Origin of the sequence: Haloarcula sp. CBA1131, assembly GCF_008728975.1 — an archaeon.
Taxonomy (GTDB): domain Archaea; phylum Halobacteriota; class Halobacteria; order Halobacteriales; family Haloarculaceae; genus Haloarcula; species Haloarcula hispanica.
On sequence record NZ_RPCY01000001.1, the window covers coordinates 142651 to 166398 of the forward strand.

Here is a 23748-nt window from a genome sequence, read left to right on the forward strand (position 1 = left end):
GCAGTATGCATATATCTCTAGCTATCTATAACTCAGAGTTACGGCAATACTCTCTTATTGTGATAGGATGGCATGGTATCGGTACGCCGACCGGTGGACCCGAGGGAGAGGGTATTTGTCGGTGGCTGTCTACACGCCGGTATGGACCACGACACTGCCGGACGAACCAGCCGACAGATTCTCGACGCCGTCGGCAGTGCCGTTATCGCTGACGACCACTTCCTCGAAACCGTCATGACCGGGGTTCTCGCCCGGGGCCACGTCCTGCTGGAAGACGTGCCGGGCACGGGGAAGACGCTCACCGCCCAGTCGTTCGCGACGGCGCTCGATCTCTCCTTCAAGCGGGTGCAGTTCACGCCGGACCTGCTGCCGTCCGACATCACCGGCTCGAACGTGTTCAACGAGGCCACCGGCGAGTTCGACTTCCAGCCTGGCCCCGTCTTCGCCAACGTCGTGCTGGCCGACGAAATCAACCGCGCACCGCCCAAGACGCAGGCCGCGCTGCTCGAAGCGATGGGCGAGAAGCAGGTGACCGTCGACGGCGTGACCCACGACCTCCCCGAGCCGTTCTTCGTCATCGCCACGCAGAACCCCGTCGAACAGGAGGGGACCTTCGGCCTGCCCGAGGCCCAGCGGGACCGCTTCATCGTCAAGACGTCGATGGGCTATCCCGACTTCGGCGGCGAGCGGGAACTCATCGACCGGCGGGCCGACCGGACGGCACAGGCCCCGAGCGTCACCAGCGTCATCGACGGCGAGCGCCTGCCGGCGCTCCAGCGGACTGTCGAATCAGTCACCGTCGACGGCACGCTCCGGGACTACGTCGTCGAACTCGGCCGGGCCACCCGCGAGGACGACCGCGTGGACGTCGGCGTCTCCCCGCGTGGTATTCAGCGACTGTTCGAGGCGACTCGCGCCGCCGCGGTCCTCGACGGCCGCGACTACGCCGTTCCGGACGACGTGAAAAGCGTCGTCGGGGAGGCGTTCGCCCACCGACTCGTCCTGACCGCCGACGCGGGCGTCCGCGGCGTCGACCCGGCGACGGTCGTCGATGATGTGCTGGACCGCGTCGAGGTGCCCGCAGTCAGCCCCGGCCGCTGAGACGGGGGGCCGTCAGTCGGTTCCGGATTACCGCCCCAGCAACGGCTCCGCCTCGACCCACAGTCGGTCGAAGCGGGCCTCGAACGCCGCCGCGACCTCCGAATCGGTGATCCCGACCACGCCGAGCCTGTCGGCGGGCGAGAGCGGGTCCGGAACGTCGACCGTCACCGCCGCGGCGTCGATCACGTCGAAGGAGACCCCGACCGTCGGCACCGCCCGGACCGCCGCGTTGCGGTCGGCGAGCAGGTCGGGGAGCGACTCGGGAAGCACGTCGAGTACCGCCTCGCTACAGAGCAGGTCGACCCGCACGTCCTCGCCCACACCGTCGAGGAACGCGTCGACCTCGGTCTGGAGCGTCTCCCACGACGCGCGCTCGTACGGCGGACCGACGGTCGCCCGGACGTGCTCTCGGGCGGTCCTGACGTGCCGGCTCATCGCCGCCCGCATCTCCTCGCTTCCGAGCGATCCGAGCCAGAAACTGCTGTCGACGGGCGGCGCGGGCAGGAGGTCCGCCCTGACGGACGCGGCGACGGACCGGTACCGATCGAACTCCGATGCCAGTTCGCGGGTCCGCTCCGAGAGCAGCCTGTCGACGACCGTCTCCGGGTCGACGGGGGTGTACCGCGTCGGGTCAGTCGACTGGGTCCGGACTATCCCGCGGGCTTCGAGGCCGTTGAGCACGTCGTAGATCCGCCCCCGGGGGACGCCGCTCGCGTCGGAGAGGTCGCTCGCGGACACCGCACCGGTCACTAGCAGCGTCCGATACGCCGTCTCCTCGTAGTTCGAGAGCCCGAGTTCGGCCAGTTCGGTCATCGTCGGGTGGTCGAGCGGCCGGTACAAAGGTCCACAGGACCGGACTCGACGCGGGTGCGGCCGGCGCGAGGAGCGCCCCCGACGTGTGGGTTCCCTGCCACCGGAAGCGCCGCCAGGGCCGCCGAGCGGCCGAAACACACCGAAAGTGGCGGGGCGTTTCAGTACGTTCATCCCACCGCCGGCCGGCGTTCTCACTATGAATCCGTACGTGTTACTCGGGGCCGCAATCGCCTCGGAACTGCTCGGAACGACCGCGCTCAAGCTCTCGGAGGGGTTCTCGAAGCCCGTTCCCAGCCTCGGCGTCGTCCTTGGCTACGGTGTGGCGTTCTACCTCGTCTCGCTGACCCTGGAGGAGCTCCCCATCGGCGTCGTCTACGGGACGTGGGCCGCCCTGGGTATCGTCGGTGTCGCGGCCATCGGAACCGTCGTGTTCGACGAACCAGTCGACCCCGTCGGCGTCGTCGGAATCGCGCTCATCGTCGCCGGCGTGTACTGCCTCAACGTCCTGTCCTCGATGGCCGCCCACTGACTCATAGGCGGCGGAACCCATAGCTTTCGCCGAGGAAGTCGATGCCCGGCACCCGCTCGGCGTGAGAACGACACCGACCGGCGACGCTACTCACACTCAGCTCCGCTCGAACTCCCGTTCCCGCTCGTCCCGAGTCGCGTCCTCGACGTCCTCCAGCGTCTCCGTCTCCAGCAGCCGCTCCAGTTTCCGCTCGAACTGCTCGTCGGTCAGCTTCCCCTCGGCGTACCGGCAGCGCAGACGCTCCAGCGGTGTTTCGTCGCCAGTATCGCTCGACGGTGCTGGGTCCGCTTCCTCGATATCTTCCACCTCCTCGTCCGCATCGCCGTACAGCAGTTCGGTCAGCGGAACGACCACGACGTAACCGACGAGCAGCGCCACGAGCCACCACTCCTGCCCGGTGAGGAGAGCAACGAGCCAGAACCCGGTGACCGCCAGAGAGGCGAGTTCCGTCACGTTGTCTCTGGCTCGCTCCAGCGGGGACCGGTCGGTCATACTGCTTGCTTGTCACCACACCACAATGGATTGTTCGGTGCGCCCTACCGTATCGCAGCCACGAGTGCCAGCACGGCGACGAGACAGACCACGAGACCAGCCACGGCGACCGACGGCTCGACAGCGACGGAACCCCGGGCGACGCCGGCCAGACCCAGCGTCGCCGCCGCGCCGACGCCGCCGACCGCGACAGTTCCGCCGGTGTGGACGAGTTCGGTGCGGCGCGTCGCGGCCCCGGTGCCGACCTCGTGTCCCAGCGTCGTCCCGAAGGAACCGGCATCCCAGACGACGACCGCACCGACCAGCCCCGCAAGCACCAGCCACGTCGAGGTGTCAAGCGTCGCGGCGAACGCGCTCGCACCGAACAGGCCGGCCGCGGCGAGCGTGACACCGGCCGTCCGCTCACGCAGATAATTCGTCGCCAGCGCCAGCCACAGCTGTCCAATTGCGCCGACGACGGTAAACAGCGCCACGACGGCCAGTGACAGCGTGACGGTCTCGGGGCCGTACACGTCCAGTATCGGAACGAAGAACTGTTCGACGGCCGCCGCGGCCGGCGTCGCCCGGAGCGCCGTTTCGATGGCATCGACTGCCGGCCCCGCGACTCCCACCGCGGCGAGCGTGATGACGCCGCCGCCGACGTACGGTGCGAGAACGGTCCCGACGCGGTCAGCCGAACTCTGGACCGTCCGCCGGAGGAACCAGACAGCCACCGAGACGGCCGTCCCAGTGAGGAACAGCCACCAGAGGAGCCCGCGGAGGCCCGGGGCGGCCGTGACTGCGACAATGAGGTCGTACAGCCCGACAGGGAGCAGTTCGGCCATGGATTCCTGGCCGAGGCCCAGTTCGAACAGGCCGGCGACCGGCGCGACCAGCAGGGCGAGTCGGCCCGTCCACCGGAGCGTTCGCTCGGCGGCGGCGACGGCCCTGTCGATATCGGGTGCGTCGCTCGTTTCCGGGACGAGTTCGGAAAGCGGCAAGGCGTCGAGCCCGTGAGCCAGCGCCGCCGCGGCGAGGGCGAGCAGCAGGCTGAAGATAGCGATATGCGTTCGCCCCGGAACCGGGTCGAAAATCGGTCCCAGCACCCGAGTGAGAACCTCGCCCAGCAGTTGCTGGACGCCCGGCGTCCCAGTGTTGGACTGCAGGAAGGCGACGGCACCCCGGGTAAACAGTGCGAGGGCGGCGACGAACGGAACGACGGTCGTCCGTACGACGACGCCGCCGTAGGTCCCCACCCGCTCGGTGTCGACGACACCGCGGGTGGCCGCGGTCGCACCGAAGACGGCGGTCAGGCAGCCGAGGACGACGACCACCTGCGACAGCAGTGTGACGACCGCCGGTCGGACGCCAGTCTGCGAGGTGACGGGAAACAGTTCGGCGCCGAGCGAGGCGACCGTGCCGCCGGTGGCGACCATGAGCCCGACAGCGACCGGCAGCGCGAGGGCGCTGGCCAGAGCCGTCCCGACCGCCTGCCAGCGGTCCCAGCCGCTCAGCCACAGCGACAGCGCCAGCAAAACGCCAGTGGCCACGCCGACGAGCGCGGCCCGGTCGGCGGAGACGGTTCCCAGCAGTCCCGCGACCAGCAGCGCCGTCACGCCGACGACGGTCACGAGGCTGGTCCAGGGCATCCGGGTCGGGAGCGAGATCGTGTCGTCCATAGTTACACGCTGAACAGGTCCGCGAGCGAGGCACGGAGCGCCACGTCGATGGGGCTGTCGAGGTCCCAGTCGATGACGGTCGCGCCGGACAGTTCGGCCCGCTGGAGCCGAGCGGTGCGTTCGGTGCCGGCGACGGCCGCGCCGAGCGAGTCCCCGCGGGCCAGTGACGGACTTACCAGGGTCGTCGGATAGTCACGGACCGCGAGCGACGACACCAGCGAGACGGGCCAGTCGTCGGCGGCCGGCGAGAACACGACCACCTGTGCGGTCGGCGGGAGCCGAGCGAGTACGGCGAGCAGGCCCGGGTCCTCGATGGTCCCGCCGTCGGCCGTCGTCACCTGCGCGTCGCCCCTGTGAGGCTGCTGTGGGGACTCGTCCTCGGACGCGCCAGCGTCACCAGCCGCGTCGGTGTCCGACTGTCGGGCCGCGGCGCGGCCCACGCTATCGAATATCTGTCTCGCGTGGGCGGCCGCGTGGCCGCCCGAGGCGTCGACCCACGCCAGTCCGTCGGGGCCGAGCCCGCCGGGAACGTCCTCCGGAGCCAACCCGACAGCACAGACACTCGCGACGACGCTGGTCCGGGAGAGGGCATCGAACAGGCGCTCGGCGGCGTAGGCCGACAGTTCGGCTCCGGTCGGGAACCCAGGCTCCGGTGTCACGCGGGCCGGCGGCCGCGCATCGACGACCAGCACCGTCCTGACAGCCTGTTCTTCCCGGTAGTCGATGGTCGTCAGCTCGTCGGTCTTGGCGTAGCGCCGCCAGTCGATTCGGTTGACCGGGTCACCGGGCTGGTAGCTCCGCGTGGAGTGGAACTCGAGGCCGCTCCCGCCGGAGTCGGTCGGAAGCGTCCCCGCCCGCGGGAGCGTGGCGTCGGCCATCGGCACTTCGGAGACGGTGTTCGAGCACGTCAGCGTCCCGTCGCCGGCGACGGGCAGGTCGACGGTCACTTCATCGCTGGCCGACAGCGTCCGTACCCGCACCGCGGCGGCGTCGAACGTGTAGGTCCCGCGCTTTGCCATCACGGCGTACGACAGCGTGGCGCTCTCGTTTGGCCGCAGTGACGTACAGAGCCGCGGCGACCCCTCGACGACAGCCAGTTCCTCGGGCACGCCGTCGATGACCCGCACGTCGGTCAGCGAACTGCTGCCCGTATTGGTCACGGTGAGTTCGACCTCGACCGGTTCGCCGGGCGTCGGCTGGGCGTCGGAGACGGACCGTGCCGCCTGCAAGTCGGTTCCCGCCGGCACCCGGGACAACGAGCCGTAGGCGACGTAGATGAGCGGAATCGCGGTCGCCGCGAGCAACAGCGGCTCGGCTGTCAAAAGCGAGACGCTGACGAGAAACAGCGCGGCCGCGAGGCCGCCGCTCCAGCGCCGCACGCGGCGATGCATCGTCAGCGCTCACCTCCCGACACCCGCTCGATAGCGTCGACCGTCCGGCGGATGCGGCGGCGGCGCTCGCTCTCCGGGTCGAGCCACAGCCGGAGTCGGGCCAGCAGCGACTGCGGCTCTGTCGGGGAAAGGAGTGCCGCCGCGACGGCGTCGTCGGTCCACGTCCCTGCGCGTACTGCCTGGTGGGCGGACGCCTGCGAGACACTGCTGCCGACAGCGTAGGCCGTCGTCGCCGCCGCGGCGAGTCGCTCGGTGACCGTGTCCATCGCCTCGTCGTCGCCCGCAACCGCGTCGTCGATGGCCGCGTCGATGTCGGCGGCGAACAGCCGACTCTCCGTGGCCGTCACGTCTTCCGGTGGGGTGTCGATAGCCACGTCGAAGGCGGTCGCCGAGCCACCGCCGAGGAGCCCACCGAGCCAGCCGGCAAGGACCGCACAGAGCCCGACGGTCAGGCTCCCGGCGAGGAGGGCGGTCGTCGGGGCAACACTGCCGAACACGGCGGCCAGGGACTCGCCGGCGGCCGTCGGCGCAAAGATGAGGGCGGCCGCGACGGCGGTCGCCAGCAGCCCCACAGTCCCGAAGACGACCGTTCGCAAGCGCATCAGGGCCGCCCCTCCGTCGCGTCGTCAGTGTCGTCGGTCGCGCTGGACTGCTGCCCGGCGGCCGCCTCGATAGTCCGGATCGCGTCCTCGACGGCCGCGACGTGCTCCTGTGGGTCTCGCTGACCGTACTCGACCGCCCGGAACGCGTCCCGGACCGTCCGAACCGCGGCCGGCGGAAGGCCGTCCCGTTCGATGGCGTGGGTCGCGATTTCACCGGGCGTCCGCATCCAGTACCGACGGAGCGAGACGTGGGTCAGAAAACGCGTCCACGCCTCGCGGATGGTGACGCGGGCCGCGGGCGTTCCGTCGTCCCCGTTCGAGTCAGTCGCGGAGACGACCGCCACCGCATCGCTGGCTGCCTCTTCGGCCGCTGAAAGGCGTTCGTTGACCCACACTCGCAACGCGTCGAGCAATGCCGAAGGGGACCGGCGGCCGGCGAGCAGGTCCCGGAGCGCCGTGACAGTGCGTTCGAGTCGCGTTCGGAGGCGGCCCAGCAGGTCATCGGCCACCACCGCGACGCCGACGAGCGCCCCGACGGCGAGTTCGCGTGCGGCCCGAACCCAGCCCCATACCGTCCCCGGCGTGACGTTTCGCCGACGAGCACCGACGACCGTCCCAGCGACGAGAACACCGAGAGCGAGCACGACGCCCGCGGCATTGACGAGCAAGCCACCGACCGTCGTCGTGGCCGTCTGGCCGTACTTCGAAACGGAAATTTCGGCGCTGGCCGCGAACGGCAGACCGACCGTCGCCTGACCGGCCGCACCGGTCCGTGCTGTCGGCTCTCCGCCGACGGCAACTGTCGCGTTCGTGACCGGGTCCCCGCCCATCGTCGCGTTCACCGTCTGGCCAGCGACGGGCAAGGCCAGCGGGAGCGACGGCGACGTTGCCACGGAGAGCTGTTCGAGCACCACAGTCGTGTTCCCGCTGACAGCGTCCCGCTCGACGGCAACAGAGACGTTTCCGGGCTTGGTCGGGAGCGCGACGGTTGCCCGCCCCCGCCGGTCCGTCGTCGCCACCTGCTCACCGTCGAGCAGCACGTCGCCGTCCCGCACCGGGACGCCGTCGACGGTCGCAGTGACAGTCACCTCGCCGCCAGTGACCTGTTGGCCGGTGATGCTCACCGACGCAGTCGTGTTCAGTTCGTAGCTCGCGTTCGTCGACTGCTGGGCCTGTGGGCCAGTAATAGCGAAGGAACGAGCGCTGTCACGCGGGACCGACGGAGCGATGAGTGGGTCCGCATCGCTGGCTACATCGACAGTAATCGTCAGTTCGGCTTCGTAGGGGACCGTCCCGGAAACGGTGCCGGCCGGCCCCGTCGTTCCGACCGGCTCACCGTTGAACGAGACCGTCGCGCCTTCGACCGGTGCGCCGTCACGAGTCACCGTCGCGGCCACCGCCGCGCCCGGCGTCGCCGTCCGATTGAGTTCGACGATGAACTCACCGGACTGCGAGACCGTCTGTCCGTCGCCCGAGTCGCCAGTTCCGTCGCTGTCACCGGTCCCGTCTGCACCGGTCTCGGTGCCCTCGGTTTCGTCACCGCCAGACTCCTGTCCACCTCCGTCGGTCGGGGCCTCGGTCTGTGTCTCGTCCGCCGGCGTCCCGACGGCGAACTCCTCGTCTGGGCTCCCGGACTCGGCGGCGCTGTACTCCTGGCTACTGTTCTGCATCGCCTGCTGCTCTGATTCTAGGCGCTCCTGGCCCGGCGTCGGGTCGAACTGCACCCAGCCAACGCCCTCGAAGTACACCTCGACCCACGCGTGGGCGTTCATCCCGCGAACGGTGTACTGGTTCTGACCGGTCCGCTCGCCGGTCGAGTAGCCGACGACGTAGCGCGCCGGGATGTCCTGGCTCCGCAGCATCACCACCATCGAGGTGGCGAAGTACTCACAGTACCCCTCGTCCATCTGGAAGATGAACTCCGAGGCCACGTCGTCTTCGGGCGGCTGACTGACGTTTAGCGAGTAGTTCTTGTTCGCCTCAAGCCACTGTTCGACGGTCGTGGCCGTCTCGTAGGGCGAGTCGCTGTCCTCGGTCAGCCGGTCGGTGAACGGCCCCACCTGCGCCGAGGTTGACGCCGGCACGCCCGTGTAGCGTGATTCGATGTCCGCAGGGTAGTCGCGGCCACTCGTCCGCAGCACTTCCGGGTCGTCGGGCGGCGTGACGCTGGTCGCGCTGTAGGTCGTCCCGGCAGGCAGCGGTCGCTCGGAGGTGACCGCGCCGTACTCGGTAACCATTACGTCGTCGCGCGAGACGGATTTCGGCCGCCAGACGGTCGGCAGCGACGTGGCGGGCTTGGCCAGTCGCACCTCGTAGTCGACTGTCGTGTCGGACATCCCGTCGACCGCCATCGGCCCCTCGTAGGCCTGCGGTTCCGCACGCCCGTCCCACCCCGTGCCGGTGTAGGTTTCGTACGCGCCGGTCCGCCAGTACGCCGGTTCCGAACTCGTGACGGTGAAATGTGGCTCCGTGTCCTGTGACTGGTACGGGCTGTCGCCGCTGTCGCCACTATCGAGCGAGCCGCCAACATCAGTCTGGCTTCCCGGGTTCAGCGCACCGAGTTGCCCGCCGCTGCCGCCAGTCGAGGTCCCCCCAGCCTCCCCGAACGGGTTCTCCTGTGGGAGGGGAATAAGGGACTCCATCGGGCTCTGTGTCCCACCAGGGGCCAGAATCGGGAGCGTCGCCGTCGCCAGCACCACGGCGACGACACAGACGGCAGTGAGCAGGACCCGAAGGTAGTCCCGGTCAGCCGACACGTCGTCGAACGGCGAGTCGTCGGAGCCCACGTCGGATTGTCGTACTGTCCCGTCGCTGTCGGCATAAATCTGCTGTCAACGGTGGGGATAGTGAGCCCGGGTGTCGCGTTCTGTCGTCTGGAGTGCCACGTCGCCAACAAATTGGCACCCCAGAGATTCACTAGTCGGCGTCAGTCGGCCCGGACAGTTCAGGTATTGACGGGTACGTATGGTTCAGACCGCTATTATAAGCGGTTATTGCGAACGGCCGGGCAGCCATACTTGAATGACTGCTGACACAAATGGAGCTAGTACTGGGTCGCGACAGTCGGACTGGGGCGCGTCACGACGGTCCGTTCTGTCGAGTATCGGTGCCGTAGCGGGCATCGGACTGTTCAGCGGAACCGGGCAGGCACAGACGGGCGCTGGACTATCGGGGACAGGGGCAGTGTACGTCGTCACGACGGGAACCGGCCAGTCGAACGGGAACGGCAACGGTACGGAGTATCTGGTGCTTGACGGCAGCGGCAGCGTCGCGTTCTCGACCGGCGGTACTGCCGATGAGGCGTTCCAGTATGCCTTCGACAACGTGCCGGACAGCGGCGGGGCCGTTATCGCGAGCGCCGATACTTTCCGATTTGGCGAGCCGGCGACGATGGGCGACAACACCACACTGACCGGACAGCAGGGAACCCGGTTCGTTGCGTCACAGACGGGAACGGGCGAGGACCCCGCACCGTCCGAGTCCCAGTCGAACCCGCTGCCGGCCGGCCACGACCTCGTTCGCGTGCGCGGTGACAACGTCGCAGTCACCGACATCGAGTTCGACGCCAACGGGACACAGCTGAACAACCAAGCCATTCAGGCCGATCAGTGCGACGGCGTCTACATCGCTCGCAACCGCACAGTGAACGGTTTCCAGATGGCGCTGTCGTTCACGCGGTGTACCGGCGTGACGGTCGAGCACAACGAGGCCGTCAATCCGAACTGGTACGGTATCACCAGCCGGGCCGCACCGACCGGCAGCGACCGCGACCTCCGGCAGTCCAGCGATGTGGTCATCGCCGGGAACCGCGTCGTCGGCGTGAAGTTCAATAACATCGCGCCGTACAACGTCGCGAACTTCGCCGTCATCGGTAACGTCACCGTCGACGGCGGCCACAGCCTCATCGCCTGCTCGCCGGCCCAGCGCGGAACCATTGTCGGGAACGTCTGTCAGGACCTGACGGAGTTCGCACCCGACCCTGGCGGCGAGGCGGGCATCGAAATCGAGTACAAGGAGACCCACCTCCGGGACGAGGTAGCCGGGACCCCCAAAGCCCGGTCGTCCGACATCACTATTTCGGGTAATCAGGTCGACAACTGTCCGGTTGGCATCCTTGTGCGAACGGTCCCAGCGGATGCGGACAACACCGACGCACGGAGTGCAGAGCGACCGTACAGTTTCACCATCACGGGCAACACGGTCAGCAACGCCTCAGCGGCCGGCATCCGACTCCGGTCGGGCAACGCGGGCGTGGTCGCGACGAATACGGTCCGGAACGCCGGGACTGCGGTCGACATCGACGAGGAGTTCACCGCGGACATTGAGCAAGGGCTGAACGTGACCCGGTGACGGCGGTCTGGAGCGTTGTAAGATATAAACCGCCGGCCCGCAAACGACACAGCAATGACCGACGACGAGGAGACGGTCCAGTGCTGGCTGGTCGAACGCTCCAGTTTCGGCGACGAGCGGATGGTGACGCTCATCTACGCGCCCCCAGAGGGCGACCGCCACCTGACCAAGCAGCTCTCGCCGAACCTGCTCAGACGGAAACGGATTACGGCAGCGACGGATGTCGAGGTCGACAAGCTCGAACCCGTAACCGACGAGGAGACGCGGGAGCGCTACGCCACGGAGGCCCAGCGGATGGCCGAGCGCCACGACCCCGACGCTGAGGTATAACCGGCCCTGAGACGGTGTGTAGCCGCGTTCTGACTTTCTTGCGTGATAACTGGAACACGAAAGACTATACAGGCGGCCGTCACAAACCGGCCGTATGGCAGCGATAGAACTGGATGGCGTCACCAAGCAGTTCGGGAGCCTCACCGCACTGCAAGGGGTCGATCTCACCGTCGAGGAGGGCGAAATCTTCGGCTTCCTCGGCCCGAACGGGGCCGGGAAGTCGACGACGATCAACATCCTCCTGGATTTCGTCCGCGCGACCGACGGGTCGGCGACGGTGCTCGGCCACGACATCCACGAAGAACCGAAGCGAATCCGTGCCCGCACTGGAGTCCTCCCCGAAGGCTACGACGTGTACGACCGGCTCACCGGTCGCCAGCACCTCTCCTTTGTCATCGAATCGAAAGACGCCGACGCCGACGCCGACGAACTGGCCGAACGGGTCGGCATCGCCGACGCCATCGACCGCAAGGCCGGCGGCTACTCCAAGGGGATGCAACAGCGGCTTGTGCTCGCAATGGCCATCGTCGGCGAGCCCGACCTCCTCATCCTCGACGAGCCGACGACTGGGCTCGACCCGAACGGCGCACGGCTGATGCGTGAGATCATCCGCGAGGAGAACGAGCGCGGCGCGACTGTCTTCTTCTCCAGTCACATCCTCGGCCAGGTCGAGGCCGTCTGTGACACGGTCGGTATCCTCCAGAACGGCCGCCTCATCGCGAAAGACAGCGTCGCCGGGCTGCGCGAGGCCGCCGCCGGGGACACCGTCCTCCGTGTGACGCTGGCCGACGGCGATGGCACTGACGACGTGATTGCAGCAATCGAGGGAATCGATGCGGTGTCGGGGGTGACCGCGGACGGAAATACGCTCTCAGTCACCTGCGACGGCGACGCGAAGATGGCGGTCCTCAACGCCGTCGAGAAGAACGGCCACGAGGTCGCCAACTTCGACACAGAGGAGGCATCACTCGACGAAGTGTTCGCCGCATACACCGAGACAGAACAGAGTCAGCAGGAGGTGGACGCATGAGTCCCGAGCAGAACCCCGTCAAGCGCTTCATAAGCGACGTCGATACGAGCATCAAGAACTCAGAATTCGCCGATTGGTACCCAATCGTGAAAAAAGAGTTCGCAGACATGATTCGCACGCGGGCAGTACTCGTATTAGCCATAATTTTCCTTACAGGTCTCGTACTGTTCCCGATTATTGCCCTCTACAGCCCATTAGGGAGTAACGCTAAAGCAGCCTCTGGAGTGCTTAATCTGGTAGTTACGTCTCCCCGAGTTCTCTCTGTTATCATCCCAATTGCCGCTATTGGGTTTACTTACACTGCGATTTCAGGAGAACGCGAACGCGGTTCGTTAAAGATCCTCATGTCGCTCCCATATACTCGTAAAGATGTAATTATAGGGAAGTTGATTGGGAGGTACCTTTCAATTGCGACGACGCTGGTAGTCATATTTGTGTTGCAGATACTCGTTTTCCTTCCAGAGGCTGGCAGTGATATTGCATTGGGGTTCTATAGTAAGCTCTACGGATTAACCCTAGTGCTGGCCCTGACATTCATCGGTTTCTCTCTCGGTGCCTCAGCCGCGACCGCAACCGCAAAACGGTCGCTTATGGTAGCAGCGGGAATCTTCTTATATCTCTTTGCGCTCTGGGGAAGGGCTGCAAGGGGTACTGGAAGCCTTCTTCAAGAGCATGCAAATGTTGCATCCGCGACTAGCATAAAAATCGAGCTATTCCTGAAACTTCTCAACCCGACGAGAGCGTATCAGGTGTTAGTTCAGTCAACTACCAACTCCGAGGCCACAGTTGCACAAGTGCGTGCACAAATGGTAAGCGGCGGAATCCTTTCAGCAGGAAGGGAGCAACAAGCATTCAATATCCTTGAAGGGGCTGTCCCGTGGTATCTTTCTGATCCGTTTGCATTCGTTATACTCTTAGCCTGGTGTATTGTCCCGCTCGCTATTGGCTACCAGCTATTCAATGGGGCTGATTTATAGTACGTTCTGCTGTTCCAACAGCTCTTCAAACGCTCGCTCGCTCAGCGTTTCCACGTCGTGTTCTTCCGCGTCATCGCGTTTTCGCTGGCCGGGATTGTCGCCAAGCACCAGATAGTCCGTGTTGCCGGAGACACTGCTCGTCGCTGACCCGCCGTTGCGCTCGATTAGGTCCTGTGCGTCGCTGCGGGTGTAGCCGTCGAGCGAGCCGGTGAAGACGAACGTCTGGCCCGACAGTGCATCACCGCCCGTTTCTTCGGCGGCCTGCGGGTCGACGTGGTCGAGCAGGCGGTCGATGACGGCGCGGTTGCCCTCGCCCTCGAAGAACTCCACGATTGAGCGCGCGACGGTCGAACCTACGTCGGGGACGGCCTCGAACGCGTCGGTGTTGCCGTCGTCAGCGGCGTCCAGTATCGCCTCGAACGTGCCGAACTCCTGAGCGAGGTTTCGTGCGGTGACGGTGCCCACTTCGGGGATACCCAGCGCGACGAGGAAGTTCGCAAGCGGCGGCTCGCGGGCGTCGTCCATCCCTTCGACGAGGTTCCGGGCGCTGGTCTCGCCCCAGCCCTCCAGGTCAGTGAGGTCCTCGACGGTGAGTTCGTACAGGTCCGCGGGGTCCGAGACGAGGTCGGCGTCCAGCAGTTGCTGGACGGCCTTCTCGCCCAGGCCCTCGATGTCCAGCGCGTCGCGGCTGGCGTAATGTTCGACGCTGCGCTCGCGCTGGGCGGGGCAGGTGAGGCCGCCGGTGCAGAACGCCATCGGGCCATCGCGCTCGACCGGGCTGTCACAGGCTGGGCAGGTGTCCGGGAACTCGAAGTGGCCGTCGCCGTTGTCATCGAGCACTTCGACGACGTCCGGGATGACGTCGCCGGCCCGCTTGATGCGGACACGGTCGCCCACGTCGACGCCGAGGTCGGCGATGAGCGAGGGGTTGTGCAGCGAGGCGCGGGAGACGGTGACGCCGCCGACCTCGACGGGGTCCATCAGCGCGACGGGGGTGAGCCGGCCGGTCCGGCCGACCTGCACGACGATGTCCCGCACCGTCGTCTCCTCCTTGCGGGCCGGGAACTTGTAGGCGAAGGCCCACCGCGGGGCGCGCGAGGTCGAGCCGAGTTCGTCGCAGGCGTCCATGTCGTCGACTTTGATGACGACGCCGTCGATCTCGTAATCGAGGTCGTCGCGGGCCTGCTGCTGGTCGGTCCGGTAGTCGATGGCGGCGTCGATGTCGTCGACGACAGCGGTCCGCTGGCACACCCGGAGGCCCCACTCGGGGAACCGCTCGTGTATCTCGCTGTGGCTCTCGAATCTGACCGAAGCGTCAAGGACGCCGAAGAAGAACACCGACAGCGGGCGTTCTGCGGTCACCGCCGGGTCGAGCTGGCGGAGCGTCCCGGCGGCGGCGTTGCGGGGGTTCGCGAAGGGGTCCTCGCCGCGCTCGACGCGCTCGCGGTTGAACGCCGTGAAGGCGTCCCGCGGGATGTACACCTCGCCGCGGACGGCCAGGAAGTCGGGGTAGTCACCGCGGAGCCGCTGGGGGACACTGGAGATGGTCCGGACGTTCTCGGTCACGTCCTCGCCGACCTCGCCGTCGCCGCGGGTCGCAGCGCGCTGATAGACGCCGTCCTCGTAGACGATCTCGATAGAGAGGCCGTCGAACTTCGGCTCGCAGAAGTACTGAACGGCGTCGGTTCCCAGCCCGTCGCGAACCCGCTCGTCGAACTCCCGTACGTCCGCTTCCTCGCCGCCCTGGTCGATAGAGCCCATCCGGGCGACGTGTTCGACGTCGGGGAGTTCGTCCAGTGGCTCGCCACCGACGCGCTGGGTCGGACTGCCGTCGGTGTCGAGGTCGAACGCCGATTCGAGTCGCTGGAGCCGGGCAAACAGCGCGTCGTAGGCCCGGTCGCCGATGACCGGGTCGTTCTCGACGTAGTAGCAGTAGTCGTGATAGCGGAGCGCCTCGCGCAACTGGTCGGCTTGCTCGCGGGCCGTCGCTTCGTCGAGAGTCGTTGTGTCCTCGAACTCGGTCGGGGGTCCCTCGACATAGGGGTTGTCCGCGAGATCAGCGTCGTCGGCTACAGCCATTACAGTCTGTTCTGGGTGCCGACCACTAAGCAACTCCGTCTGGGATTGCAGAGTGTTATACCAACAACAGCGGCCCTCGTCAATCAGCGCGCTGAGCGCCAGCCGACTCCGATGCTACGTCGGCAAAGCCGGTCCGGTCGACCGCGATAGCATCGACGTTGGCAAACAGGAACCCGGCGAAGCCGACGCGGATCAGGAGCCCCATGTACTCGCTGATGACGGTCAACACGAACGGGTCGAACACGTCCGCAACCGCAAGCAACGAGTAGGCGATGAGCATCCCGATGAGGAACAACAGGAGGTTCCGGGACTTCCAGTGCAGGAGCCGCTGGTCGTCGGGCAGGTCGGCCGCACGACGCCAGACTGGGCCGAGTAACAGGTACGCAAGCAGGAGCTGGCCGATAACGAGGACGCCAAAGCCGACGAGTCCGATAGCGCCGCCGACGATCGTCCCGCCGTTGAAAGCGATGACCTGTACCGCCGGGATGGCGGCGGCGACAGCCAACGTTCGGCGGGACGCCCCGGCTATCGCGACCGTGAGCGTCCACAGCACCGTGTACGCGACGAAGTCGTCGACGATGTTCGGGACAGTGAGCTGGGACCCGGGCACTGGCAGGACGCCGGCCGCCGTCAGCGCGGTCGTCACGGCCGAAATCCCGACGACGGCCACCACCGGGTAGCAGTAGTGTCGGTGGGACGACGGAATGCGCCTGAGCCACCCAGAGAGCACGACGGCCGCGACGGCCAGCAGGACCGCGGCGATCTCGTAGACGGCCGACCCGCTAATCATCGTCGCCCCCGACGCGCTGTTGTCCGGCGGTCGGTGTCGCCCCGTCCGTTCCACCGTGACCGACTGCCCGCGTCTCGAACGCATCGAGTCGATCGATGAGTTCTCGGGTCCGTGTCGAGAGGTCCTCTGCCCGCTGCCGGACGGCACTCATCGTTTCGGCGGTTTCCTGGGCCGTATCGGCCAGGTCGTGGGACTGTTCGGCGACGTCGCTGGCGACCTCGCCGACGGTGTCGATAGTCGCAGCCAGTTCCTCGGTCGCGCTGGCACCGTCGTCGGTCGCCCGTGAGATCTCGGCCATCGCAGCGTCGACATCGTCGACAGTGTCAGTCAACCGCTCGACGGCGTCACCGACCTGATTGACCGTGGTAACGCCCGCGTCGATGCGCTCTCTGGTGTGGTCCATCTCGTCGGCCACCTCGTCGACTTCCCCGCGAGCCCCCTCAACGATACTCTCGATCTCGTCGATCGCCGCCTGGGTTTCCTCCGCGAGCGTCTTGACTTCCTCGGCGACGACAGCGAACCCGTCACCGCCGTCACCGGCGTGTGAGGCCTCGATGTTGGCGTTCAGTGCGAGCATATTCGTCTGCTCGGCGATATCATCTATCAGCCCGGTCGTGGCCGCGACGTCGTCCATGCGGTCATCCAAGTCAGTCACCAACTCGTCGAGGTGGGTCACAGCGGTTTCGATTCCTTCGATGGCCTCAATGGCCTCTGCCGTACGGTCTGTCCCGGTCGCGCCTACGTTCGCGGCTTCCCCGGCCTGTCGAGCGACTTCGTCAGTCGTCGAGGCGACTTCTTCGACGGTCGCGGACAGGTCGTTCGTCTCTTCGATGGCCGTTTCGAGCTGGGTTGCCTGTGCTTCGATATCGCCGGCCAGTTCCCGGATATCGACGGCAAGAGACTGATTGAGTTCCTCGACCTCTGTCGCGTCGGCAGCGACGGCCGTGCTTGCTTCCTCAACATCAGTTGCGAACTGCCGGATATCGACGACAGTTTCCGAGAGGCCGTCGGCCATCTCCTCGTAGGCGACCGAGATCCGTTCGACGGCATCGACACCGGTGTCTGTGTCGAGACTTCGGGTGAAATCGCCGTCAGCCGCGGCCGTCATTGCGTCACCGATGTCCGTCGCATGATCAAGGAGCGTTTCGTTGAACTCCTCGGCCTCCTGTCGCGCCGCCTGTGCGTCTTGCTTGGCCTGTTCGGCCTCCTTACGTGCGGTTTCGGACTCGTCGAACGCGTCGCTGAGAGAGCGGCGCATACTGTCAAAAGCCGATGCGAGGCGACCGAACTCGTCCGCGCGGTCGACGTCCGGACTAGTCTCAAGGTCGCCGTCCTCGATAGCTGTCGCGGCGTCGGTCAGGCGCCGGAGTTCGACCGCCGCGTTCCCGGCCAGAACAATCGCGAGCAGTCCGAGATTGAGCGTTACCACGAACAGCGTCCCAGAAATGGCCGCGAGTCCAGCCCCCTGATTTGCCGCGTGCGCGGCAAACACAGCCCCGAACGCGAGCGTGACTGCGAGCGTCACACCGATTGCGACCCCGATTCGTCGGCTGTAGTGGGTCACAACCCTCGCTCGCACGTTCGTCCCAGTCATACGTACGAATTTCTGACCTCCTGACTTATGCCTACCTTTTCGAATTCAAACACTGATAATTGGGGTGTCGAGGCCTAAAAACGGTTTTTTATAGATATTCGGAACTGGCGTTTCGATCCTGCACAAGCACAATCGCTATCAGGGGGAAAACAGGAGAGGAGGAGCAAAAACTCCGCAAACCGAAAGTTATCGGCCAATACTGGCGCTTGGTGCCTTGATAACGAGTTCCCCGTCGCTTCGGACAGTGACCGAGTGACCGGCATATTCAAACGAGATACTGACAGGCGTCGAGCGCTTCGAGGAGTCGACGAGTGAGTCGAGCGCTTCGGGGTCGACAGTCTCGTACAGCGGTGCGAAGTCAGTTTGTTCCCGGCCGGTCATGGCGGAGATGTACTCAGTCACTGCCGCGCTCGGTCGCGTCTCGCTCCAGTCGAACTGTTTTCTGGTCACGTTCATCGGTGTTGAGGAGTCGCTGTCCCTACTCCGCCTGTTGCTTTTACTCATATGGTTCGTCTATCTACATCAAAGTAGTCGGCAGTAATATAGTCTTCCCAGCATTATCAAACTGTGAAAACGCCAAGTGGTAGAAGCGAACCGCCCCAGAACGGCCTATAGCCCCGGCCTCAGTCGATTATTTCTCAATTTACAGATCGGCGACGTCCTCGATTGCGTCGGTTAGTTCTTTGATACTCTCGACGGTGTGTTCGCCCATGTGCCCGATGCGGAAACTCTCCTCGCTGATGTCGCCGTAGCCGCTGGAGAACACCATGTCGTATTCTTCGGAGACGGTCTCGACCGTCTCGGCGACGTTGATGTCCTGCGTGTTCTCGATGCAGGTCACCGTCTGGGACTCGTAGCCCTCCTCGGGGTAGAGGTCGAAGTGTTCGCGCGCCCACTCGCGCGTGTACTCGGCCATCTCCTGATGGCGCTGGTCGCGGGCGTCGTGGCTCTCATCAAGCATGTGTTTCATCTGCTTGCGGTACGCGAGCATGAGCGGAATCGCCGGCGTGGAGTGGGTCTGGCCCTTCCGGTCGTAGTAGTCCAGACAGCGCTGGAAGCCGCCGTACCACGACGCCGAGTCTTTCTCCAGTTCCCGCTCGTAGGCCGCGTCGCTGACGGCACAGACCGCGAGCCCCGGCGGCATGGCGAAGGCCTTCTGCGTGGACGTGAAGATGGCGTCGATGCCGTGTGCCTCGATGTCGATCTGGTCGCCGCCGAGACAGGAGATGGCGTCGACGATGAAGTAGGTGTCCGGGTACTCCGCGACCACGTCGCCGATCTCCTCGATAGGGTTCCGGACGCCGGTCGAGGTCTCGTTCATCACGGCCCCGACGGCGTCGTAGTCACCGGATTCGAGCGCGTCACGGATGTCGCCGGGCTTGACCGCCGTGCCCCAGTCGTACTCGATGCGGTCGACGTCCTTGCCGAGGCGCTCTGCGACGTTGGCCTGGCGCTCGCTGAACGCGCCGGAGGTCGGCACGAGCATGCTGTCCTCAACCAGGTTGAGCGTCGTCGACTCCCAGAACTCCGTGCCCGACGCCGTGAGCACGATGACGTCGTTGTCGGTGCCGAGGAACTCCTTCGTGTCCTCGACGATGGTGGTGTAGAGGTCCGTCATCCGGTCCATCCGGTGGCCGAACATCGGTTCGGCCATCGCCTCGATAACGTCCTCGCGCACCTCGGTCGGCCCCGGGAGATACAGCGTCTTGTCCTGATAGTCGTCTTTGTATTCGCGTTTTTCGGTCACAGAACCACCTGTAGTAGATGACCACTCGAATCCGGGAGGCATGGTAGTTTTGATACCGGGCGAAGCGAACCGGCGTGCGGCCTGAGAAGAGCGGACCGCTCACGAGGAAAAGACACAGATGGCGGTTGTACCTTCCACGAAGTATTTATCAGTTGAATAACCACATTCGTCCATGGGCCGCCACACCCCGCTCACGGATGCCCAGCGAGCGGCCGTCGCGGATAGAGCGGTCAAGCAAGTCGCCGACACGCTGGTCGAGATGCACGCCAACTCGGGTTCGGGTCACCGCAGACCGCTCAGCGACGACGATACCAGCGGACGCCGTACATGACCAGACCGGCGTAAATTGCCGGGCCGAACAGAACTGTGGCACTGGTCGCTACCGCTCCGCTGAACAGATATCCGAGGAACACGTCGAGAAACACCAGCAGGAAGGGAGCGAGTGCGAGTGCCTTCCCGCCGGTTCTGAGCGCCGCGTCGAACGTCGACTGTGTCGCGGCAATTGCCCCGACACCGGCGACGACGAGGAGATACAGTGCAGCGCCCGGGGGCGAGACGAGTGGGAGGGTAAACAGCGCGATACCGGCAAGTACGACACCGACGAGTGTCGGCCCGTTGTCGCTCTGTGCGAGAGCGTTCTGGATACCGTCGACGTCGCCGGCGTTCAGCGCCGCTTCGAGGTCTGACGTGGTCTGGCTGCCGCCGGCATCGAGAACCGTCGTTCCGGTTCCGGCGTCGACCGGGCTCTCGAAGTCCCGGCCACAGTGCATACACCACGTCGCGGTCGCACTGACCTTCTCCGAGCAGTGAGGGCAGCGGGGGTCGGCGGTCATACTGTCATGTTCGAGGGCGCACAGTTAGCGGTTACGGGGGGAGAATATACAGGTGTCCGCGGTAAACGGGGTGTATGGATTGGGTCGCACGGGCCGAGAGCCTCCTGTACGACGGCGAGGTGATCGAAGCGGACGTCTGGCTGGACCGTGGCGGGGTCGTCGTGACGAGTCACCGCGTCCTCGTGTTCACGCCGGACCGCGAGGGGTCGAACTACCGACAGGTCGACCGCCCCAACGTCGAGGGCGTCGACGTCACCACCAGCGGCGACTGGTCGTTCCTCGAACTCGGCGTGAAGGCGCTGGTCGTCGGTGTCGTGCTTGTGGCCGCCGGGATGACCGTGAGCCTCGACAGCCTCGTGGGCAACGTCTCGCTGGACAGCGGCGGTGCCGCGAGCGCCGTCGGTATCGGGGGCATGCTTGGAATGCTCCAGACGATGCTGACGCTGATGGCGCAACTGGACGACCTGATGCGACTGTTCGGCGGTCTCGCACTGGCCTTTGCCGCCGTCGTCCTCGGTGTCTACCTCTGGAGCCGCGACCGACTGCTCGTCGTGCGCGTCGCCGGCGACGACGATATCGAGCTGACTGCACCGGACGACGAGAGCGTCGTCGACCGGATCGAAGCTGCCATCGTTCCGGAGGCTCCGCCTGCCGATGCCGGCAGTGCGGCCCAGTCGGCGCCAGACGACCCGCTCCCGTGACGTTCAACCCCGCCGAGCGCCAACCCTGTGCTAATGGACGCCGACGAGGTTCGAGAGCGCGCGGGGTCGTTGCCACGGGAGCCCGGCGTGTACCTGTTCGAACAGGGCCGGGACGACAAACGCCGGGTCCTCTACGTCGGGAAGGCTGTCGACCTGCGGGACCGCGTGCGCTCGTACGCCGACCCGCGGAGCGAGCGCATCGCCAAGATGGTCGAGCGAGCCGAAACCATCGACTTCGCCGTCACCGACACCGAGACACAGGCGCTGCTCCTCGAAGCGAACCTCATCAAGCGCCACCGGCCGCCGTACAACGTCCGGCTGAAAGACGACAAGTCCTACCCGCTGGTCCAGTTGACCGACCATGCCGTCCCCCGAATCGAGGTGACCCGTGACCCCGCGGACGGCGCAACCGTCTACGGGCCGTTCACCGACAAGGGGCGGGTCGAGACGGTGGTGAAGGCACTGCGGGAGACGTACGGGCTCCGGGGGTGTTCCGACCACAAGTACAGCAACCGGGACCGGCCCTGTCTCGACTACGAGATGGGCATCTGTACCGCACCCTGCACCGGCGAAATCAGCGAGGGCGAGTACGCCGAGGACGTCGAAGCCGTCACGCGGTACTTCGAGGGTGAAACCGGTGTTCTGGCGGACCCGTTGCGCCGCGAGATGGAGGCCGCTGCACAGAACCAAGAGTTCGAACGCGCCGCAAACCTCCGGGACAAGCTCGGGGCCGTCGAGGCGCTCCACGGCGAGGGCGACACTGCCGTCAGCGACTCCGGGGGATACCAGACGACGGACGTACTCGGGGCCGCCGTCGAAGGCGAGCGCGCCATCGTCGCTCGACTCCACGCCGAGGGCGGCAAGCTCGTCGAGCGGGACCGACACACGCTCGACGCACCTGACGGTGAAGGGACCGCTGGCGTGTATCGGGCGTTCATCCCGCAGTACTACGCCGAGCGGGAGCTACCCGACCGGATTCTCTGTGCCGAGGCCCCCGCCGATCCGGACCTCGAAGCGTGGCTGGAGAACGAAGGCGTCACGCTTGGTGTGCCGGGTGCCGGACGGGAGGCGACGCTGGTCGACCTCGCACTAAAAAACGCCCGCCAGCGCGGCGGGACCGACGACGAGACCGGACGGCTGGCCGACGCCCTTGGCATCGACCGTCCGGGCCGTATCGAGGGCTTCGACGTGAGCCACGCACAGGGTCGGTCAGCCGTCGGTTCGAACGTCACCTTCGTCGACGAGACGCCCGAGAAGAGCGACTACCGGCGGAAAAAGCTCACCGAACAGAACGACGACTACGCGAACATGCGCGAACTCCTCCGCTGGCGGGCCGCACGCGCCGTCGAAGGCCGGGACGACCGGCCGGACCCGGACCTGCTACTCATCGATGGCGGCGACGGCCAGCTCGGGGCGGCCCGCGACGCCCTCGCCGAGACCGGCTGGGACGTGCCGGCCATCGCGCTGGCGAAGGACGAGGAACTGGTCATCGCGCCCGACCGCGTGTACGACTGGGACAGCGACGCCCCGCAGCTCCACCTGCTCCAGCGGATTCGCGACGAGGCCCACCGCTTTGCCGTCCAGTACCACCAGACGCTACGGGACGAAGTGTCGACGACCCTTGACGACGTGCCCGGCATCGGCCCCGAGACGCGGAAGCGACTGCTCCGGCGCTTTGGCAGTGTGGACAACGTCAGGACAGCCTCTGATGAAGAACTGACGGCTATCGACGGTATCGGCGAGCAAACCGCGGAGACGATTCGGTCCCGGCTGCAGTGATTTTGTATAGCGTTTAGTGGTTTATCGAGCCATAGCGCTCAGATTCACTAATCTGTCGAGAAGAGGCTAAAGAAGGCCGCTATATGGCTATTCCAGCGTCTTAATGCCGTTATAGCGAAACGACCGAGTTCCGGAGCGTCCCGACACCCTCGTAGGTTATCTCGATTGTGTCACCGGGCGCGACCGTCCCCGGGTTGGCCGGACTGCCGAACGCAACAACGTCGCCAGGGCGGAACGTGAACCGCTCCGAGAGGTACGCGACCACTTCATGGGGACCGAACAGCATTTCGCTGGTGTTGGCAGACTGCCGGCGCTCGTCGTTGATATCGGTGTACATGTCGATACCGGTGGGGTCGACATCAGTCTCGATCCATGGCCCCAGGGGCCCGGACCCGTCGAAGGCCTTGCGTGCGGTTCGGCCCTGCTGGTCCAGCGCGTCGACGTCGTTCAGGATCGTGTATCCCGCGACTGCGTCCGGAACATCAGCTGGGTCGATATCGTGGCACCGCTCGCCGATGACCGCGGCAAGCTCACCGGCGTAGGTCAACTCGTCAGTAAACGGCGGGTAGGAGATGTCCTGCTCGTGGGCGAGCAGTGACGTCGGCGGCTTGATGAAGAAGTCAGGCTCCTCGGGCCGGTCGTAATCCATCTGGTCGTTGGTCGCAGCGTAGTTCCGGCCGACGCAGTACAGCGCGGTCGGTTCACACGGCGGGAGCAGTCGTCCATCGCGACCGACCACGTACTGGCCGTCGTCAGCGTGGACGACGCCATCGACGTATTCGCCGGTGAGCGGTCCATCCTCGGTCAGAAGTCGTGCGGTTCGCATACTGAGTGGTCCGTGTGGCGGTGAAAAAGGCGTGTCGGCTACAGTGTGCGCTGCTTCGTATCTATCACCGGCAGCAAGGCCTGAAACGCTGATTTGTCGCCGGTCCGGCGAAGTAGGTATTCCGTT

General features: G+C 65.8%; 22 protein-coding genes. 9 read left to right on the top strand and 13 right to left on the bottom strand.

The window, feature by feature from the left end; translation table 11 throughout:
- The first annotated feature begins 141 nt into the window (after positions 1 to 141).
- Positions 142 to 1101: a MoxR family ATPase gene (locus tag Har1131_RS00800; protein ID WP_050037454.1), complete on the top strand. Its 960-nt coding sequence runs from the start codon at positions 142 to 144 to the stop codon at positions 1099 to 1101.
- Between the two features lie 27 nt (positions 1102 to 1128).
- Here Har1131_RS00800 and Har1131_RS00805 read toward each other — a convergent pair whose 3' ends face one another.
- Positions 1129 to 1914 (bottom strand): TrmB family transcriptional regulator, encoded by a 786-nt coding sequence (locus Har1131_RS00805; RefSeq protein WP_050037453.1) that lies wholly within the window; start codon positions 1912 to 1914, stop codon positions 1129 to 1131.
- 196 nt (positions 1915 to 2110) lie between these two features.
- Between Har1131_RS00805 and Har1131_RS00810 the strand changes: the two genes are divergently transcribed.
- Complete coding sequence (locus tag Har1131_RS00810; protein WP_050037452.1) at positions 2111 to 2443, top strand: multidrug efflux SMR transporter; 333 nt, start codon at positions 2111 to 2113, stop codon at positions 2441 to 2443.
- Positions 2444 to 2539: 96 nt separating this feature from the next.
- Here the strand turns inward: Har1131_RS00810 and Har1131_RS00815 are convergent, their stop codons facing one another.
- The 5 genes from Har1131_RS00815 to Har1131_RS00835 are packed head-to-tail and all read right to left on the bottom strand — an operon-like array spanning position 2540 to position 9372.
- Positions 2540 to 2935, bottom strand: a complete 396-nt coding sequence (locus Har1131_RS00815; protein ID WP_014039314.1) for a hypothetical protein — start codon at positions 2933 to 2935, stop codon at positions 2540 to 2542.
- A 44-nt stretch (positions 2936 to 2979) separates the two neighbouring features.
- A complete protein-coding gene (locus Har1131_RS00820; protein ID WP_151144623.1) occupies positions 2980 to 4593 on the bottom strand; it encodes a hypothetical protein in 1614 nt (537 codons plus the stop codon).
- A 2-nt stretch (positions 4594 to 4595) separates the two neighbouring features.
- On the bottom strand, positions 4596 to 5984 hold the full coding sequence (locus tag Har1131_RS00825) for a DUF58 domain-containing protein (RefSeq protein ID WP_151144627.1): 1389 nt from the start codon (positions 5982 to 5984) through the stop codon (positions 4596 to 4598).
- 2 nt (positions 5985 to 5986) lie between these two features.
- On the bottom strand, positions 5987 to 6586 hold the full coding sequence (locus tag Har1131_RS00830) for a hypothetical protein (RefSeq protein WP_151144630.1): 600 nt from the start codon (positions 6584 to 6586) through the stop codon (positions 5987 to 5989).
- A complete protein-coding gene (locus tag Har1131_RS00835; RefSeq protein ID WP_151144633.1) occupies positions 6586 to 9372 on the bottom strand; it encodes a transglutaminaseTgpA domain-containing protein in 2787 nt (928 codons plus the stop codon). The genes Har1131_RS00830 and Har1131_RS00835 overlap by 1 nt, the downstream gene beginning before the upstream one ends.
- Positions 9373 to 9607: 235 nt before the next feature.
- Here Har1131_RS00835 and Har1131_RS00840 point away from each other — a divergent pair, with 235 nt between their 5' ends.
- The 4 genes from Har1131_RS00840 (at position 9608) to Har1131_RS00855 (ending at position 13273) form a co-directional block, all read left to right on the top strand.
- Positions 9608 to 10936, top strand: coding sequence for a right-handed parallel beta-helix repeat-containing protein (locus tag Har1131_RS00840; protein WP_151144636.1), 1329 nt, complete (start codon positions 9608 to 9610; stop codon positions 10934 to 10936).
- A gap of 54 nt (positions 10937 to 10990) precedes the next feature.
- Positions 10991 to 11266: a hypothetical protein gene (locus tag Har1131_RS00845; protein ID WP_008311289.1), complete on the top strand. Its 276-nt coding sequence runs from the start codon at positions 10991 to 10993 to the stop codon at positions 11264 to 11266.
- Between the two features lie 94 nt (positions 11267 to 11360).
- The gene (locus Har1131_RS00850; protein ID WP_050037447.1) at positions 11361 to 12296 is read left to right on the top strand and encodes an ABC transporter ATP-binding protein; all 936 of its coding nucleotides are present in this window, start codon (positions 11361 to 11363) and stop codon (positions 12294 to 12296) included.
- Entirely contained in the window at positions 12293 to 13273 is a 981-nt protein-coding gene (locus tag Har1131_RS00855; protein ID WP_050037446.1) for an ABC transporter permease, read from the top strand. Before Har1131_RS00850 ends, Har1131_RS00855 begins: the two co-directional genes overlap by 4 nt.
- Here Har1131_RS00855 and ligA read toward each other — a convergent pair.
- The 5 genes from ligA to Har1131_RS00880 all read right to left on the bottom strand — a co-directional run bounded on the left by ligA (position 13268) and on the right by Har1131_RS00880 (position 19483).
- The gene (ligA, locus tag Har1131_RS00860; protein ID WP_151144639.1) at positions 13268 to 15352 is read right to left on the bottom strand and encodes an NAD-dependent DNA ligase LigA; all 2085 of its coding nucleotides are present in this window, start codon (positions 15350 to 15352) and stop codon (positions 13268 to 13270) included. The two genes, Har1131_RS00855 and ligA, sit on opposite strands and share 6 nt — an antisense overlap.
- A 79-nt stretch (positions 15353 to 15431) precedes the next feature.
- Entirely contained in the window at positions 15432 to 16142 is a 711-nt protein-coding gene (locus tag Har1131_RS00865) for a bacteriorhodopsin (RefSeq protein ID WP_050038265.1), read from the bottom strand.
- The gene (locus tag Har1131_RS00870) at positions 16135 to 17736 is read right to left on the bottom strand and encodes a methyl-accepting chemotaxis protein (RefSeq protein WP_014039302.1); all 1602 of its coding nucleotides are present in this window, start codon (positions 17734 to 17736) and stop codon (positions 16135 to 16137) included. The genes Har1131_RS00865 and Har1131_RS00870 overlap by 8 nt, the downstream gene beginning before the upstream one ends.
- A gap of 186 nt (positions 17737 to 17922) precedes the next feature.
- Positions 17923 to 18192 (bottom strand): HalOD1 output domain-containing protein, encoded by a 270-nt coding sequence (locus Har1131_RS00875; protein WP_008311299.1) that lies wholly within the window; start codon positions 18190 to 18192, stop codon positions 17923 to 17925.
- 187 nt (positions 18193 to 18379) lie between these two features.
- Complete coding sequence (locus Har1131_RS00880) at positions 18380 to 19483, bottom strand: alanine--glyoxylate aminotransferase family protein (RefSeq protein ID WP_014039299.1); 1104 nt, start codon at positions 19481 to 19483, stop codon at positions 18380 to 18382.
- Between the two features lie 172 nt (positions 19484 to 19655).
- Here Har1131_RS00880 and Har1131_RS21540 point away from each other — a divergent pair, with 172 nt between their 5' ends.
- Complete coding sequence (locus Har1131_RS21540) at positions 19656 to 19814, top strand: hypothetical protein (RefSeq protein ID WP_154020793.1); 159 nt, start codon at positions 19656 to 19658, stop codon at positions 19812 to 19814.
- Here the strand turns inward: Har1131_RS21540 and Har1131_RS00885 are convergent.
- A complete protein-coding gene (locus Har1131_RS00885) occupies positions 19780 to 20253 on the bottom strand; it encodes a hypothetical protein (protein ID WP_050007531.1) in 474 nt (157 codons plus the stop codon). The two genes, Har1131_RS21540 and Har1131_RS00885, sit on opposite strands and share 35 nt — an antisense overlap.
- Positions 20254 to 20390: 137 nt before the next feature.
- On the opposite strand from Har1131_RS00885, the gene Har1131_RS00890 reads away from it, so the two are divergent.
- Both Har1131_RS00890 and Har1131_RS00895 read left to right on the top strand, forming a co-directional pair.
- Positions 20391 to 21017 carry a hypothetical protein gene (locus Har1131_RS00890; protein WP_050037444.1) on the top strand — a complete coding sequence of 209 codons (627 nt, stop codon included), beginning with the start codon at positions 20391 to 20393 and terminating at the stop codon, positions 21015 to 21017.
- A 33-nt stretch (positions 21018 to 21050) separates the two neighbouring features.
- Positions 21051 to 22796 (top strand): excinuclease ABC subunit C, encoded by a 1746-nt coding sequence (locus Har1131_RS00895; RefSeq protein WP_151144642.1) that lies wholly within the window; start codon positions 21051 to 21053, stop codon positions 22794 to 22796.
- Between the two features lie 109 nt (positions 22797 to 22905).
- On the opposite strand, the gene Har1131_RS00900 is transcribed toward Har1131_RS00895, so the two are convergent.
- Positions 22906 to 23622, bottom strand: a complete 717-nt coding sequence (locus Har1131_RS00900; RefSeq protein ID WP_151144645.1) for a fumarylacetoacetate hydrolase family protein — start codon at positions 23620 to 23622, stop codon at positions 22906 to 22908.
- Positions 23623 to 23748 lie beyond the last annotated feature (126 nt).